13 protein-coding genes are annotated in these 15858 nt (G+C 54.3%); 1 reads left to right on the top strand and 12 read right to left on the bottom strand.

Annotated elements, in window-relative coordinates:
- Positions 1-687: 687 nt before the first annotated feature.
- The 8 genes from QOS46_RS11805 to QOS46_RS11770 all read right to left on the bottom strand — a co-directional run bounded on the left by QOS46_RS11805 (position 688) and on the right by QOS46_RS11770 (position 9228).
- Positions 688-936, bottom strand: a complete 249-nt coding sequence (locus tag QOS46_RS11805; RefSeq protein WP_283609986.1) for a hypothetical protein — start codon at positions 934-936, stop codon at positions 688-690.
- Between the two features lie 251 nt (positions 937-1187).
- Entirely contained in the window at positions 1188-2090 is a 903-nt protein-coding gene (gene argF / locus QOS46_RS11800) for an ornithine carbamoyltransferase (protein ID WP_283609984.1), read from the bottom strand.
- The gene (locus QOS46_RS11795) at positions 2087-3271 is read right to left on the bottom strand and encodes an aspartate aminotransferase family protein (protein ID WP_283609982.1); all 1185 of its coding nucleotides are present in this window, start codon (positions 3269-3271) and stop codon (positions 2087-2089) included. The genes argF and QOS46_RS11795 overlap by 4 nt, the downstream gene beginning before the upstream one ends.
- Positions 3272-3289: 18 nt before the next feature.
- Positions 3290-4147, bottom strand: a complete 858-nt coding sequence (argB, locus tag QOS46_RS11790; protein WP_283610831.1) for an acetylglutamate kinase — start codon at positions 4145-4147, stop codon at positions 3290-3292.
- A 27-nt stretch (positions 4148-4174) separates the two neighbouring features.
- Complete coding sequence (gene argJ, locus QOS46_RS11785; protein WP_283609981.1) at positions 4175-5395, bottom strand: bifunctional glutamate N-acetyltransferase/amino-acid acetyltransferase ArgJ; 1221 nt, start codon at positions 5393-5395, stop codon at positions 4175-4177.
- Positions 5396-5424: 29 nt separating this feature from the next.
- Positions 5425-6459, bottom strand: coding sequence for an N-acetyl-gamma-glutamyl-phosphate reductase (gene argC / locus QOS46_RS11780; RefSeq protein ID WP_283609979.1), 1035 nt, complete (start codon positions 6457-6459; stop codon positions 5425-5427).
- Between the two features lie 75 nt (positions 6460-6534).
- Entirely contained in the window at positions 6535-7914 is a 1380-nt protein-coding gene (gene argH / locus QOS46_RS11775) for an argininosuccinate lyase (RefSeq protein WP_283609978.1), read from the bottom strand.
- A gap of 93 nt (positions 7915-8007) precedes the next feature.
- Positions 8008-9228 carry an argininosuccinate synthase gene (locus QOS46_RS11770; protein ID WP_283609977.1) on the bottom strand — a complete coding sequence of 407 codons (1221 nt, stop codon included), beginning with the start codon at positions 9226-9228 and terminating at the stop codon, positions 8008-8010.
- A 297-nt stretch (positions 9229-9525) separates the two neighbouring features.
- Here QOS46_RS11770 and QOS46_RS11765 point away from each other — a divergent pair, with 297 nt between their 5' ends.
- The gene (locus QOS46_RS11765; protein WP_283609976.1) at positions 9526-10029 is read left to right on the top strand and encodes a flavin reductase family protein; all 504 of its coding nucleotides are present in this window, start codon (positions 9526-9528) and stop codon (positions 10027-10029) included.
- Positions 10030-11328: 1299 nt separating this feature from the next.
- Here QOS46_RS11765 and QOS46_RS11760 read toward each other — a convergent pair.
- The 4 genes from QOS46_RS11760 to QOS46_RS11745 form a co-directional block, all read right to left on the bottom strand.
- On the bottom strand, positions 11329-12123 hold the full coding sequence (locus QOS46_RS11760) for an ABC transporter ATP-binding protein (RefSeq protein WP_283609975.1): 795 nt from the start codon (positions 12121-12123) through the stop codon (positions 11329-11331).
- 12 nt (positions 12124-12135) lie between these two features.
- Positions 12136-13140 (bottom strand): ABC transporter permease, encoded by a 1005-nt coding sequence (locus tag QOS46_RS11755; RefSeq protein WP_333782975.1) that lies wholly within the window; start codon positions 13138-13140, stop codon positions 12136-12138.
- A 140-nt stretch (positions 13141-13280) separates the two neighbouring features.
- Entirely contained in the window at positions 13281-14324 is a 1044-nt protein-coding gene (locus QOS46_RS11750; RefSeq protein ID WP_283609974.1) for an ABC transporter substrate-binding protein, read from the bottom strand.
- 236 nt (positions 14325-14560) lie between these two features.
- Positions 14561-15595: an ABC transporter substrate-binding protein gene (locus tag QOS46_RS11745; RefSeq protein ID WP_283609973.1), complete on the bottom strand. Its 1035-nt coding sequence runs from the start codon at positions 15593-15595 to the stop codon at positions 14561-14563.
- Positions 15596-15858: the final 263 nt, after the last annotated feature.

Below are 15858 nucleotides of genomic sequence, written 5' to 3'. Positions count from 1 at the left end.
GGCATTTTCAAAGCGCTCTCGTTGGCTCGGAGTTTTTGGGTGCGGCTTCCCCACTGAACATAATTAGTTAACTGCCTGTTTTCCCAAAAACAACGCGCGTGCGCAATGTAAAAGAATTTGTTTTTTCTGCGGGGATTCCCGTGGAAATTCTGCTGGCGCAGGATTGCCCCTCATGCCGGGGCGGGCACTTCCTTTCTTGCGAAAAGAAAGGAAGCAAAGATTCGCCAAGGCTCCGCCTTTGGAATCCGTTTGGGGAACAATCCCTCATTGTGTAAACGAAAGCCCTCGGGAAGGCGCTCCATTGAAAATGCCCACTCTCCGAGCTTCCTCTGAAAATAAGTCTTACTGTTCCGTCTGTCGGCGGGCATTTTCAAAGCGCTCTCGTTGGCTCGCAGTTTGTAGGTGCGGCTTCGCCGCTGAACGGAATTAGTTAACTGCCTGTTCTCACAAAGCAAGGCGCGTGCTTGTTGGCTCGGAGAAGAATGCTTTCTGTTAGCGGAGAGCTTCTTTTTTGTTTTTGCGGGCATCAAAGCTTTCTTACGCAGAAGCTGCGCGCACAGGCTTGTTCCTGTGCGGAATTTCCCTCAAGAGCGGGAGCTCCTCCCGGTTTCCAAAGGCAGAGCCTTTGGTCGTTGAGAGGGGATCCAAGGGGAGAGAATCGAAACTCTCCCCTTGGAAGGCCTTTGCTTACTTTCGCCCTTCCGCGAAAGTAAGTGCCCGCCCCGGCACGAGGGGCAAGCCCTGCGCCAGCAGAATTTTCCCTGCGGGAACTGCGATAAAAAATAATTCCTCTCTCGCGAAAGCAAGAGAGGAATAAGAACCGGCGCGAAGCGCCGCTCTCTCCGAGCCAGCGAGAGCGCTCGGTAAGGGTGCGCCGCCGAACAGAACCGGTAAACTACCTGTTCCCAAAAAGCAAGGCGCGTGTACACTTACCATAGAGCGCCTTCCCGGAGGCTATCGGCAGCTCTCACCGGAACCGTTCCCCAAAACGGATTCCGAAGGCGGAGCCTTGGGCGAATCTTTGTTTGCTTTCTTTTCGTAAAGAAAGTAAATGCCCGCCCCGGAATGAGGGGCATGGCTCTGCGCCAGCAGAATTTCCCGTGCGGGAACCACACTAAAAAACAAACCCATATTTAGAAAAAAAGAAAGCCCGCCCCCGGCATGGGGAGCGGGCAAACGGGCTGAAATCAACCCAAAAGCTTTACCAGAACCGCCTTTTGCGCGTGCAAACGGTTCTCGGCTTCTTCAAAAATTTCATCGGCGTGCGCTTCGAACACCTCTTCGGTGATCTCTTCGCCGCGGTGCGCTGGCAGGCAGTGCAGCACCATCGCCTCCGGTGCGGCCAGCTTCAGGTTTTCCGAGTTGATCTGGTAGCCGGCAAAATCACGCTGGCGCTTCTCTTTTTCTGCTTCCATGCCCATAGAGGACCAAACGTCGGTAATCACCACGTCCGCTCCCGCAATGGCCTCTTCAGGCTTATCCGTCAGGAAGAAGTTCGGGTTGCCCTTCGCGAATTCCAGCACCTGTGCGTCCGGCTCATAGCCCTTGGGGCACGCGGCCGAAACCTTCATCCCCATTTTCAGGCCGCCGACGGCCAATGAATTGAGCATGTTGTTGCCGTCACCGATAAAGCACATCTTCAGGCCGTCGAGCTGACCGCGCGCCTCGCGAATCGTCATCAGATCCGCCAGCACCTGGCAGGGATGAGCGAAATCCGTCAGGCCATTGATAATCGGGATCGAGCCGTACTCCGCCAGAGCCTCTACCTCAGACTGCTCAAAGGTGCGGATCATGATGCCGTCAAGGTACCGCGACAGCACTCGGGCGGTGTCCTGCACCGGCTCACCGCGGCCAATCTGCAAATCGTTGGACGAAAGGAACAGCGGGTACCCGCCGAGCTGGTACATGCCGGTTTCAAACGACACACGGGTACGGGTGGAAGCCTTCTGAAAAATCATGCCCAGCGTTTTTCCCGCAAGGCGCGGGTGCGGAATGTTGTGCTTCTTCTCATATTTCAGTTGATCCGCCGTGTTGAGAATATCTGTAATCTCCTCCGCGGTCAGATCAAGCATTTTCAGCAAATGTTTCATAAAAGCTCCTCCTCGAGCGTCTTTTGCAGGATTTGCATGCCCTTGTCGATCTCTTCGTAAGAAATCGTGAGCGGAGGCAGCAGCCGCAGTACATCGTGCGCAGTTAAAATCAACAGGCCGTTCTTCACACAGGCCTTTGCAATCACACCGGCCTCGCCTGTTTTCAGCGACGCGCCGAGCATCATGCCCATGCCGCGCACTCCGGCAATCTGGGGCATAGCCAGTAGTTTTTCCCGAAGGTAAGTACCCTTTTTCTGAACCTCCTCCAAGAAACCGGGGGCAGTCACGCGCTCGAGTACGGCCAAACCGCCCGCCGCGCACACCGGGTTGCCGCCAAAGGTGGTGCCGTGGTGACCGGGGCCAAGTACATCCTTCAGCTCCTCGGTGCAAAGCACCGCGCCGATGGGCAATCCGCCGCCAAGACCCTTCGCACACGAAACCACGTCGGGCGCTATGTCATACTGCTCAAAGCTGAAGAAGCTGCCTGTGCGGGCAACGCCCGTCTGCACCTCATCCACCAGCAGAAGGATGTCGTTCTCTTTACAGAACGCGGCTACTCCCTGCACAAATTCCTTGTCGAGTGGCAGAACGCCACCCTCGCCCTGAATCATCTCCAGCATCACGGCGCATACGGTTTTGTCGGCCAATGCCTTGACACTTTCCAGATCATTGGCTTTCGCATACACAAAGCCCGGGGTAAAGGGAGTGAAATACTGGTGGTGCTTCTCCTGGCCGGTCGCGGTCAGCATGGTGATCGTGCGGCCGTGGAACGACTGGATCAGCGTGATCACCGTGCCACGCCCCTCGCCGTATTTGTCGCTGCTGTATTTTCTTGCAAGCTTAATCGCACCTTCGTTTGCTTCCGCACCGGAGTTTGCAAAGAAAACCTTGGAAAATCCGCTGGCCTTGCACAGCTTTTCACCCAGTTTGACGCTGACAGGGCTGTAATACAGATTCGAGATATGCTGCAGTGTCGCGGCCTGCTCAGACACCGCCTTCACCCACAGCGGGTCGCAGTAGCCAAGCGAATTCACGCCGATGCCGCTGCCGAAATCGATGTACTCCTTGCCCTCGGTGTCCACAGCCTTTGCGCCGGAGCCGCTGGCCAATGCTACTGGAAAGCGGTTGTAGGTAGACATCAGGTATTCCTTTTCCTGGTTCTGAACCTCTTGAAACAGCATTTCGTTTCCCTCCTGTCTTTAATAAAACATGGTGCCGATCCCCTCGTCGGAGAACAGCTCGATTAAAATGGAATGGGGGGTGCGCCCGTCGATAATATGCGCCTTGGGGACTCCGCGCCGCACCGCCTCTACGCAGCAGTCGATCTTCGGGATCATTCCGCCGCTGATGATGCCGTCCTTTTTCAGGCGCGGCACGTCGCTGACGTTCACCTGCGGAATGAGGGTATCTTCGTCGTTCTTATCTCGCAAAAGGCCGCGAATGTCAGTCATCAGGATCAGCTTTTCTGCGCCCAGCGCCGCCGCAATGCGCGACGCCGCCACGTCGGCGTTAATATTGTATACCGTTCCGTTTTCATCCGCGCCAATTGTCGCGATAACCGGAACATAGCCTGCCTGTGTCACGTCGGTAATCACGGAGGTATTTACGTTGGTAATATCTCCCACCAGACCCAAATCTTCTTCGGCCTGCAGCTTCTGCACCTGAATCATGCCGCCGTCAAGCCCGCACAGGCCAACCGCGCGGCCGTTGTTGCGCTCGAGCAGCTGCACCAGGTCTTTGTTCACCTTACCGGCCAGCACCATCTGCACAATATCCACCGTCTCTTCGTCGGTGTAGCGCATCCCGTTGACGAAGCGGCTTTCTTTTCCGATTTTTTTCAGCATGGAGCTAATTTCGGGGCCACCGCCGTGTACCAGCACCACATGGATGCCCACGAGCTGCATCAGCACGATGTCGCTCATCACGGCCGCTTTCAGGTCTTCGTTAATCATCGCGTTTCCGCCGTATTTGACCACCACGGTTTTGCCCTTGTGCGTTTGAATATAAGGCAGCGCCCGAACCAATACTTGCGCTCTGTCACTGTTCGAAATTTTCATTTGTTCCATCCTCATTCCGCCCGCCAATCAGGAGCGGTAATCTCCGTTGATCTTGACGTAGTCGTAGGTTAAATCGCAGCCGTACGCCGTGGCCGTAGCGTTGCCGTCGTGCAGCAGCACATTGATGTTAATTTCGTCCTCAACGAGAATCTTCTTCGCCACATCCTCATCAAACGGGATGCCTGCACCGTTGCGGCAGACCGCGATGCTTCCCGCCGCAGACGCAAAATCGAGATCGACCTTCATAATATCTGTTTGCGCACCGGCATAGCCAATCGCGCACAGCACACGCCCCCAGTTGGCGTCTGAACCAAACATCGCCGCTTTTACAAGGCTGGAGCAGATGACGCTCTTCGCGATCACCTTTGCGGTCGCTTCATCCTTGCCGCCCTCAACATGGCACACCAGAAGCTTTGTCGCTCCCTCGCCGTCCTTCGCAATTTTGCGGGCCAGCGCGGTGCAGATTTGTTTCAGACCCTCTGTAAACAGCGCAAAGCTTTCGCCGTCCGCTTCAATCTTCGCATTTTCCGCCTTACCGGAAGCCAGAATCGACACCATGTCGTTTGTGGAGGTATCGCCATCCACACTCACCATGTTGAACGTATCGTTCACCGCAAGGCTCAGCGCTTTGGAAAGCACCTCCGGCGCAATCTGCGCGTCGGTCGTCAAAAAACCGAGCATCGTCGCCATGTTGGGGTGAATCATACCCGAGCCTTTGGCGATGCCGCCGATCACAAAGTTAAGACCTGCGCCGGTTATTTTCAAAGCTACCTGCTTTTTCTCGAGGTCGGTCGTCATAATCGCCTCGGCCGCCGCGTCGGAGCCTGTGGCAGAAAGTGCCTTCACCAGCTCCGGCACACCGGATTCAATCGGTTCGATTGGCAGAGTCTGCCCGATCACGCCTGTGGAGGCGACAATCACGTTTTCCGCCGGAATTCCAAGCGCCTCGCCGGTAATCTGGCACATGCGCAACGCCTTTTCCTCGCCGTCTGCATTACAGGTGTTAGCATTGCCGCTGTTGCAGATGACTGCCTGCGCCACGCCGTTTTGCAGGTTTTGCTTTGTGATGACCACCGGCGCCCCTTTGACAAGGTTTTGGGTGTAGGCTCCCGCTGCCGAGCAGGGGGTTTCGCTGTAAATCATCGCGAGGTCGCTCTTGGTTTTATTTTTGCGGATCCCGCAGTAAATGCCGCCCGCTGAAAACCCTTTGGCTGCCGTTACGCCGCCTTCGATCCATTCAAAATTCATGTTGAATTTCCCCTTTCCTGCTCTCCGTGTTAAAATGCCGGGGGCATCATCATCAGCCCTGCGGTTTCCTGTAAGCCAAAAATCAGATTCATGTTCTGTACCGCCTGGCCGGCCGCGCCCTTGACCATATTGTCGATGGCAGAAATCGCGATCAGCTGCCCGCAGCGCGGGTCTGTGTAGAGCGATACATCGCAAAAGTTCGAGTATCTCACGTTCTTTACATCCGCGCTCATACCCTTCGGCAGCAGGCGGAGGAATGGTTCGTTTGCGTAGGCCTGTTCATATGCCTCGCGAAGCTGCGCCTGTGTGACGCCCGGTTTGAGCGTAGCGTAACAGGTGGCCAGAATACCGCGGTTGACCGGCAGCAGATGCGGCACAAAGGTGAGCCGGATTTGCTCCCCCGCCACGTGCGAAAGGGTCTGCTCCATTTCGGGGGTGTGGCGGTGACTTGCCACCTTGTAGGCGGAAAAGCCTTCGTTCAGCTCGGGGTAATGCGTGTTTTGGGCGGGCTTTCTTCCTGCGCCCGTCACACCGGACTTACAATCCGCGATGATGCCCGAAAGCTCCACCAGGCCGTTCTTCACCGCTGGCGCCAGAGCCAGCGGCACCGCCGTAGTGTAGCAGCCGGGGTTCGCGATCAGTTTTTTGCCGCGAATATTATCACGAAATAGCTCCGGCAGGCCATAGGCCGCCTCGCTGTGCAGCTCCTTGTTTAAAAAGCTGCCGCCGTACCACTCGGTGTATTCCGCCTCGTCCTCCAGCCGGAAATCCGCCCCCAGGTCGACAAACGCGCGACCCTTATCGTGGCACTGCTGCGCCAGCTCCTGGGAAAGCCCATGAGGGAGCGCGGCGAACACCACGTCGCTTTTTTCAATGACCTCTTCCTGATCGGTGCAGGTCATGTCACATCGGTTCAGATACGCCGGGTATACCTCGCTGAGTGCCTGCCCGGTAAAGCTGACCGAACTGATTGCCGAAAGCTCCGCCTCGGGGTGGGCCAGCAGTAAACGAACGAGTTCCGCTCCCGCATAGCCGGTGGCGCCGATGACTCCCGCTTTGATCATGTTTCATTCCTCCTCATGGGTCGCTGCGGCGTGTGCCGCAGAATGGTTTTATTTTGTAGGGCTTTCGCCACAAACTTATTTCTTCTCTTTCAAAAGCTCCAGCACACGTTCTGCCTGTGCCCGCACATTTTCGGGCGAGGGAGCGCCCGTTACACGACGCCCTGCCACGCAAACTTCCAGTGAAATGGCCTGATACACGCCGTCGTCAAATGCGGGGCATGCCTTTTGGTATTCCGAAAGGGGCAGGCTTTCCAGCGTTTCGCCCTCTGCGATGCACTGGGCCACCAAAGCGCCCGTTATTTTATAGGCATCGCGGAACGGCAGGCCCTTGCCCACCAGGTAATCCGCGCAGTCTGTCGCGTTGATAAAGCCCTTAGCCGCCGCCGCCCGCATATTCTGCGGAAGCACCTTCATCGTTTCAATCATCGGGATGAACGGGGTCAGGCACAGCTTTAAGGTATCTACCGCGTCGAAAATGGCTTCCTTGTCCTCCTGCATATCCTTGTTATACGCAAGGGGCAAACCCTTGAGCATGGTCAGCAGAGTCATCAAATCGCCGAATACGCGGCCCGATTTGCCGCGAACCAGCTCGGCAATGTCCGGGTTTTTCTTCTGCGGCATAATGCTGGAGCCGGTGGAAAACGCGTCGTCCAGCTCCACAAATTTGAATTCCCATGAGCACCAGAGGATAATCTCCTCCGAGAAGCGGGAAAGGTGAACCATCGCCAGCGACACAGCCGCCGCCAGCTCCACGCAGAAATCGCGGTCGGCCACTCCGTCGAGGCTGTTCTGGCTCACACCCGAAAATCCCAGCAGGCGGGCAGTCAGCTCGCGGTTTAAGGGGTAGGTGGTTCCCGCCAGAGCGCCGGAGCCGAGCGGCAGCACATCCATGCGCTGATACGCGTCGCCGATGCGCTCCACGTCGCGCAGGAACATCTCCGCATAGGCCATCAGGTGGTGCCCGAAGGTAATCGGCTGTGCCCGCTGCATATGGGTGTAGCCCGGCATTACATCCTCGCTGTGCTGAATCGCCCGGCGGCACAGAACCTCAATGAGCTGCCGCAGCTGCGACTGCAAAGTTCCGCATTCCTTTTTCAGGTAGCAGCGCAGGTCAAGAGCCACCTGATCATTTCTGCTGCGGGCGGTATGCAGGCGCTTACCCGCGTCGCCCACACGGGCGGTCAGCTCACCCTCCACAAAGGTATGAATATCCTCCGCGTTGGGGTCAATGGAGAGCTTCCCGCTTTCAATATCCTGCCAGATGCCCTGCAGCCCGTTGCAGATGACATCGGCCTCATGCTGCTCAATGACGCCGCACGCGCCCAGCATGGTGGCGTGGGCGATGCTGCCCTCGATGTCTTCTTTTGCCATCCTGCTGTCAAAGGAGATAGAAGAGTTAAAATCATTTGTTTTTGAGTCCGCTTCTTTTTGAAATCGTCCTGTCCAAAGCTTCACTGTGATTGCCTCCGTCATTTTGTTCTGAAAAGCAGACGGGGGCGAACAAAAATTGTCCGCCTCCCGCCAAATCCCGCGCCGAAGCCGGCAGGATTATGATTTTCTCTTCTGCGCCATCACCTTCAGCGGCAGGCCGAACAGGTTGATGAAGCCCGTAGCATCTGCCTGATTGTAAACCTGATCCTCGCTGAATGTGGCGACTTCCTCGTCATACAGGGAGTTGGGAGAGGTCACGCCGGCGTCGATAATATTGCCCTTGTACAGCTTGAGCTTTACATCGCCGGTTACATACTGCTGGGTGCTGTCCACAAAAGCGGAAAGCGCCTGACGCAGCGGGGTGAACCACTGACCGTTGTATACAATATCTGCAAACTTCAGGCTGATCCCCTGCTTGTAGTGATACGTTTCCTTGTCGAGCGTAAGCTCTTCGAGCTTATTGTGCGCATGGTACAGAATTGCGCCGCCGGGGGTTTCGTATACACCGCGGGATTTCATTCCGACCAAACGGTTTTCCACCAAATCGACAATGCCAATGCCATTTTTGCCGCCCAGCTCGTTCAGCTTTTGAATCATTGCAATGCCGTCGAGCGCCTCGCCGTTGAGCTGAGTGGGCACGCCCTTCTCAAACGAAACAGTGATATAGGTCGGCTCATCGGGAGCCTGCTCGGGCGAAACGCCCAGCTCCAAAAAGCCCTCTTTATTGTAGTGCGGCTCGTTCGCCGGGTTTTCAAGATCCAAACCCTCGTGAGAAAGATGCCACAGGTTTTTATCCTTAGAATAGCTGGTTTCCTTCGTAAAGCTCAGCGGAATATTGTGGGATTCCGCATACTCAATCTCTTCTTCTCTGGACTTGATGCTCCAGACTCTCCACGGAGCGATCACCGTCATTTCGGGAGCCAGCGCCTTGATGGTCAGCTCGAACCGAACCTGATCGTTGCCCTTGCCGGTGCAGCCGTGGCAAATGGCGTCGGCGCCTTCGGCCTTAGCAATTTCTACCAGTCTTTTGGCAATGATGGGTCTTGCAAAGGAAGTGCCGAGCAGGTATTTGCTCTCATAAACAGCGCCTGCCTTCAGGGTCGGCCAAATGTAATCTTCCACAAAGGTCTTTTTCAGGTCTGCGATATACAGCTTCGCGGCACCGGTTTTTCTCGCCTTTTCTTCCAGGCCGGCCAGCTCGCCGTCGCCTTGGCCTACGTCCGCCGCTACCGCGATGACCTCACAGTCCTCATAGTTTTCCTTCAGCCAGGGGATGATGACAGATGTATCTAAGCCGCCGGAATACGCCAGCACAATTTTCTTGATTTGCTTCGCCATAAGTAAGCACTCCTTTTTCATTAATCTTTTTTCCACACTTAAGTCTTGTGTTTAATTATACGCTTAAACTTTCAAAAATCAACCCTAATTTGCATAATTATTCAATTTATCCATTCGTAACAAAGATTCCCCGAAAAGATTGTCCTGTTTATGGTAGATTGAATAATACCCGCACAGAAAAGGGTTTGCCGCAAAATCCGCTTGCATTTTTTCCACATGCTGGGTATCATAAAAATGATAACCGTCTTTTCTGAACGCTCGGGAAAAGCAAATCGAATTAAAATGGAGGTTGCAATAATGTTGGAGAAAGTGAAACCGGAGGACCTGTCAATCAACCCGTTCACCTTAATCGGCAAGGAATGGATGCTGATTTGCGCGGGAACGGAGCAGAAATATAACATGATGACCGCCAGTTGGGGAGCCTTGGGCGTATTCTGGGGCAAAAATGTTGCCAGTGCCTATATTCGCCCCCAACGGTATACCTTGGAATTTGTGAATCAGCAGGAATATTATGCCCTAAACTTCTTTGATGACTCCTACAAAAAGGCACTGGCCTACTGCGGCGCTCACTCCGGCCGGGACGTAGACAAAACAAAGGAAGCTGGCCTGACCCCGGCCTTCGACGAAAAGGCGCCCTATTTTAAAGAAGCAAAGCTGGTGCTGATCTGCCGCAAGCTGCACCACCAAACGCTCGACCCCGCCGGTTTTATTGACCCCACCCTCGATGAACGTTGGTACCCCGAAAAGGATTACCACAATATTTTTCAGGGTGAGATTGTAGAAGTATTGCAGAAGAAATAATTTTGTTGCCGTGAAGCCGCTTCCGTTTCGGGAGCGGCTTTTTATGTATCTCTGTTTGAAAGTTTGTTACTCGGGCCGGAACCGGCTTGCCCTCGCTTCCGATTTCTCGTCAACTCGCAGAATGGCGGCGCTTCGCGCCGGTTGTTTTTCCTCTCTCGCTTTCGCGAGAGGGGCTGTTTTTTTATCGCGGTTCCCGCAGGGGAAATTCTGCTGGCGCAGAGCCTTGCCCCTCATGCCGGGGCGGGCACTTACTTTCGTGAAAGGACGAAAGTAAGTGCCCGCCCCGGCATGAGGGGCAAGCCTGCGCAAGCAGAATCCCCACGGGAAATCCCCGCAGAGAAAAATTCGCTCTCTCACAAAAAGTGTAAATAAGAAAATAGGCGCCCGCCCTGACAGCAGGGGCAAACCCTGCGCAAGCAGGCAGGCTGAACCTGCAAAAAAACAGCGCCATCCCTCAAATGAGGGACAGCGCTTTCGGCCTAAATGGCCGGCGGCCGCACGCGGGCGATGTGTGCGGGAAAGGCTTTCTTACAGACAATAGCGCGGCGGAGCCGGGGCCACGGTACCGGGGGCGGCCCGCGGTTTTAAAGGGACTGCAATATCATGTTGGGAATCTGCTTACTGAATTCCTAGTCTATCCTATAAATATCCAGAAAACCGGCTCCGCTTTGCCTTTGTCTGTAAGGCAGCAAAAAAGCGCTGGTCACGGAATCCCTCATAAGGGGTGCTTCCATAACACAGCGCTACTATTTCAAGTGCAACTCACAATTCCCATTCGGGGCTTTCTCCCTCCCCTCTGTACAAAAGGGAGAAAATGGGTTATAATTGTGCTTGCAATTCGCAGCGAAAGCTGTTGTTATGGAGGGCCTTTCTCCGTAGCAGGGGATGAGGTGTTCCAGCACCTTGTCCCCGCTTTGCACTTTTATTGCGCCTTACAAGGTAAATTATACCATTTATTGTAATTAATTGCAAGATGCATTAGAGATATGTGCAAAAATGTCACATTTTGAGCAGACGCGCCGGGTTTTAAAAATCCGGCGCACTTTTAATAACAATTTATTTTGCCAAAACTACAAAATGATTGAAGCCCTTTCCGCTTTCAAAACGGAAAGGGCCTTCTTTCTACCCAATTCTACTTTCTTATGTGCTTCAGCCATGTGACGGAAGTTTTTCATTGAAAAATAAAGAAATGGCACCAAGCAGCAGTTTTGTCATACTGTTCCTCTCTCCCCTCATATTCTCCGTCATACAGAAAAAAGGGCTTGCTATGCAAGCCCTTTTTATAAGCAAAAATTTCGGTCAGGAAAGCAACATTCTGTCGTTCACAAGAGCATCGCCCTGCGCAGACTGGAAGCGCTTGAGCAGTTCCTCCACCGTGAGGCTTTTCTTTTCCTCACCCTCAATATCGAAGAGAATCCGGCCCTCGTTCATCATGATGATGCGGTTCCCGTAGGCCAAAGCATCCTTCATGTTGTGTGTGACCATCAGCGCTGTCAGCTTATCGCGCTGAATGAATTCGTCCGTCAGGCGCAGCACGGTCGCGGCCGTTTTGGGGTCAAGCGCCGCCGTGTGCTCATCGAGCAGCAGCAGCTTCGGCTTCTGCAAGGTCGCCATCAGGAGCGTCAGCGCCTGACGCTGCCCACCAGACAGCAAGCCCACCTTGCTGTCCAGCCGGTCTTCCAGACCCAGCTCCAGCACCTTAAGCTGCTCGCGGTAAGCGGCTCTCTCTTCTTTGGTAATGCCCCAGCGCAGCGTGCGGCTTTGGCCGCGGCGATTCGCCAGCGCAAGGTTTTCTTCAATCCACATGCTGCCCGCCGTGCCGCGCATCGGGTCCTGAAACACACGGCCCAGCAGCTTTGCACGCTTATATTCGGGCAGGAACGTAATGTCCTGCCCATCCAGCAAAATGTTACCGCCGTCGCACGGGAACACACCGGCCACCAGATTCAGCAGGGTGCTTTTGCCCGCGCCGTTTCCGCCGATCACCGTAGCAAAATCGCCCGGCTTCAGGTGAAGATTCAGGTCGACCAGCGCTCTTTTCTCATTGACCGTACCTTTGTTAAAGGTGCGGCACACATTTGTTAATTTCAGCATCGCCAATCCTCCTTAACCCTTCTGATTCGGCTCATCGGGGTCTTTGTCCGAATCGTCGATCGCATCCTCAAGAGCCTTGTCGGGCACCATCCTATTCGGGCTGTTCGCCGCACGGCGAGCCATATAATCCTGAGACATTCTGCTCATGGTGGGCGTGAACAGCGCCAGCGCCACCACAATGGAGGACAGCAGCTTCATATCCTGCGATTTCAGGCCGTAGAACAACACCACGGCAATAATAATGCGGTACACCACCGAGCCGGCGATCATGGCGATCAGGCGCGGCAAAAAGCCCATAATGCGCCCCAGAAGCACTTCGCCGATAATAACAGACGCCAAACCGATAACGATGGTTCCGATGCCCATGCTTACATCGCCGAAGCCCTGCACCTGCGCCACCAAAGCACCGGAAAGGCCAACAAGACCGTTTGAAAGCACCAAGGCCAGAATCACCATGGTATCGGTATTCACACCGAGCGAACGCACCATGTGGGGGTTGTTGCCGGTTGCCCGGATCGCGCTGCCCAGCTCGGTTCCAAAGAACCAGTACAGGAAGAAAACCATCGTCACCGCAATCACGCCGCCCAGCATCAACTGCGCGTTATAGCGGGAGAGCATGGGAAACCAGTTGCCCACCTGTACGTCCACCGTATCTACGCCCAGCAGCGGAACATTGGCCCTGCTGTGCATTAAGCGCAAATTGATGGAATACAACGCTGTCATCGTCAAAATTCCCGCCAGGATTCCCGGGATTTTCATCTTTGTGTTTAAAAATCCGGTGATAAATCCGCAGAGCATACCACCCGCCAGCGCAAAGAGCAGCGTGAGAAAGGGGTTCATCCCACTCTCAGTCAAAATAGCAGAAATTGCGCCGCCGGTAGCAAACGAACCATCCACCGTCATATCCGGAAAATCCAGAATCCGGAAGGTAAAGTAAACACCCAGCGTCATAATTCCCCATAAAACGCCCTGGGCCACTGCGCCGTGAACGGCACCCAGTAAATTCATTAGATCCATATCGTTCCTCTATTCCAGTGTATTGATAACAGTTTCAGGCGGTGGGCCGCCCCACCGCCTGATCCCCGCGTTTTGCATCAGCCAAAACACGAGCGCACTCAATTTATTATTGTAAACGAAATGAATAAGGATTGCAACCCTTATTTCTGAGAAGACGCCGCGGGAGACACCGCGTCCTGCCCGTTTTTAGTAATGGATTCCGGCAGCACCAAACCCAGCTTGGCAGCCATTTCGCTGTTGTAGTAAACATCCAGCGTATCCTGGTATTCAATGGGCATATCGCTGACCTTTGCCTCGCCCTTCAGCACCTTAATCGCCATTTGGCCGCTCTGGTAGCCCAGCTTTTCGTAGTTGATGCCCACCGTGCAGGTGCCGCCGTCAGTTACCATGCCAATCGCGCCGGGTACTACGGGGAGCTTATTCGCGGTGGTGACCGAGGTTACGTTCTTCATGCTCGAGGCCATCAGGTTATCGGTAGGAATATAAACGCCCTGCACCTTGCCCACCATCGACTGTGTCACCTGCTGCACCTCGTTGGAGCTGGAAGCGGTGAATTCCTGATATTTCAGACCAAGCTCCGCGCAGGCCGCCTTGGCCCACTCAATCTGAAGCTTGCTGTTCGTTTCGCTGGAGCTGTACAAAAACCCTACGGTCGTCATATTGGGAACGAGGGTTTTGAGCATTTGAATCTGCTCTTTCACTGGCGTTTTGTCGCTGGTGCCGGAAACATTTCCGCCGGGCTTTTCATTGCTGGCCACCAGCTTTGCGTCCGCCGGATCGGTAACCGCCGTTACCAGAATCGGGGTATCGGTGATGACCTTGGCCACCGCCTGCGCCGCCGGGGTGCCGATCGCCAGAATCAGGTCGGGCTTTTTATTCGCGAAGGTATTGGCAATTGTGACGCAGTTGGCCTGTTCGCCCTGTGCATTTTGTATGTCATAGGTTACGTTCTGGCCTTCCACATAGCCCGCATCCGCCAGTGCCTGCTGAAACCCCTTCAGCGAAGCATCCAGAGAAGGATGGGTCACCAGCTGTGACACGCCGATGGTAATCATTTGTTTGCCGCTTGCGGCAGAACCTTCCGCAACAGCAGACGAAGCGCCACCCGCATTCCCGCAGGCCGTGACAGACATCGCCATGACCGCAGCCAACGCTGCCGCAGCGATTTTGTTTCTCATTTTCATACTCGTCCTCCTCTAGACGCTTTATCGAGATGAAGTGTTCATTGTTTTAAAGCATCAAATCAATAGCTGTATTTTACTCTGCCCCGAAAAAAATGTCAAGTACCGATTTCTCTCTTTCTGCCGCAAAGAAGCCGAAATGATCCATTTTCTCCGCTTTCCACAAACGGCCGGGCAGAAAAAAGGCAGGCGGAACGCGTTCCGCCTGCCTCAACCGGCATCCTTCTGCCGGAAATTGCTTATTTTGTTTTCGCGACATCCTCACCCTTGAGAATCCGGTCGGGAAGGGTAATGCCCAGCTGCTTTGCAACCGCGCTGTTGTAAGAGATGTCGTAATCAGCCTGGTATTCAATCGGCATGTCTGCGGGCTTCGCCTCGCCTTTGAGTACCTTCGCAGCCATCAGGCCAGTCTGGTAGCCGAGCTTTTCATAGTTGATGCCGACGGTGCAAAGGCCGCCGTTCTGTACGGGGCCAACCTCGCCCACGATCAGGGGCAGCTTCGCGGCATTGGTCACCGCAGCCACATTCTTCATACCGGAAGCCAGCATGTTGTCGGTGGGGATGTAAACCGCCTGCACCTTGCCAACCATCGACTGCGCAACCTGCTGAATTTCGTTCGTGTTCGAGATGGTGAATTCCTGGTATTTCAGGCCCATCTCCTCACAGGCTGCCTTGGCCCATTTGGCCTGCAGCTGGCTGTTCGTTTCGCTGGAGGTATACATGATGCCGACCGTCTGCACGTTGGGAACGATCTCTTTCAACAGCTCCATCTGTTCCTTTACCGGCGTTTTGTCGCTGGTGCCGGAAACATTTCCGCCGGGCTTTTCATTGCTGGCCACCAGCTTGGCTTCCGCCGGGTCGGTTACCGCCGTAATCATGACCGGTGTGTCGGAGATCACCTTCGCCACAGCCTGCGCCGCCGGAGTCGCAATCGCGAGAATCAGGTCTGGCTTTTTATTTGCAAAGGTATTTGCAATCGTAATGCAGTTTGACTGATCGCCCTGCGCGTTCTGAATATCATAAGTAACGTTTTTGCCTTCCTCAAAGCCCTGCGACGCGAGAGCAGCTTTAAAGCCCTTTAACGAAGCATCCAACGCGGGGTGAGTCAGCAGCTGAGCGACACCGATATTGATCATCTTCCCGCCTTCAGCAGAAGCTGCCGCCGAAGAAACCGCCGCAGACGAAGTCGCCGCGCCGCCGTTTGCGCATGCACCCAAAGAAGCCGCCATTGCAACGGTCAGAACCGCCGCGATCATTTTTCTAAATTGTTTCATATTCTCCTCCTTTTGCGGTACTCCAATCGACCGCAAACGATTTATTGGTTTAAAGCATCAATAGCTAAAAGTAATTGTACTCGCCGCGTAACAAAAAGTCAACCCCTCAAGAATTTTTCTTTTCTCTGAACCCAATTCTTCTTTGATTTTGCTTCCCCCAAGCAGCAGAATCAATTTGTTTTTTGCAGAATTCCTTTTTGTAATCTAGTCACAGACGATTCCGGGGAATACTGCTATACTGTAAAAAAAAACAAGGGGGCTAT

The sequence above is a fragment of the Faecalispora anaeroviscerum genome, assembly GCF_947568225.1.
Taxonomy (GTDB): Bacteria; Bacillota; Clostridia; order Oscillospirales; family Acutalibacteraceae; genus Faecalispora; species Faecalispora anaeroviscerum.
The sequence above is the reverse complement of the archived record's forward strand: the minus strand, read 5'-3'. Positions and strand labels throughout refer to the sequence as shown.

Bases quoted from the DNA above. Each gene is read 5' to 3' on its own strand.
- QOS46_RS11805 (WP_283609986.1), bottom strand. From the start codon at position 936: ATGGTAAGTGTACACGCGCCTTGCTTTTTGGGAACAGGTAGTTTACCG.
- argF (WP_283609984.1), bottom strand. From the start codon at position 2,090: ATGAAACATTTGCTGAAAATGCTTGATCTGACCGCGGAGGAGATTACA.
- QOS46_RS11795 (WP_283609982.1), bottom strand. From the start codon at position 3,271: ATGCTGTTTCAAGAGGTTCAGAACCAGGAAAAGGAATACCTGATGTCT.
- argB (WP_283610831.1), bottom strand. From the start codon at position 4,147: ATGAAAATTTCGAACAGTGACAGAGCGCAAGTATTGGTTCGGGCGCTG.
- argJ (WP_283609981.1), bottom strand. From the start codon at position 5,395: ATGAATTTTGAATGGATCGAAGGCGGCGTAACGGCAGCCAAAGGGTTT.
- argC (WP_283609979.1), bottom strand. From the start codon at position 6,459: ATGATCAAAGCGGGAGTCATCGGCGCCACCGGCTATGCGGGAGCGGAA.
- QOS46_RS11770 (WP_283609977.1), bottom strand. From the start codon at position 9,228: ATGGCGAAGCAAATCAAGAAAATTGTGCTGGCGTATTCCGGCGGCTTA.
- QOS46_RS11765 (WP_283609976.1), top strand. From the start codon at position 9,526: ATGTTGGAGAAAGTGAAACCGGAGGACCTGTCAATCAACCCGTTCACC.
- QOS46_RS11760 (WP_283609975.1), bottom strand. From the start codon at position 12,123: ATGCTGAAATTAACAAATGTGTGCCGCACCTTTAACAAAGGTACGGTC.
- QOS46_RS11755 (WP_333782975.1), bottom strand. From the start codon at position 13,140: ATGGATCTAATGAATTTACTGGGTGCCGTTCACGGCGCAGTGGCCCAG.
- QOS46_RS11750 (WP_283609974.1), bottom strand. From the start codon at position 14,324: ATGAAAATGAGAAACAAAATCGCTGCGGCAGCGTTGGCTGCGGTCATG.
- QOS46_RS11745 (WP_283609973.1), bottom strand. From the start codon at position 15,595: ATGAAACAATTTAGAAAAATGATCGCGGCGGTTCTGACCGTTGCAATG.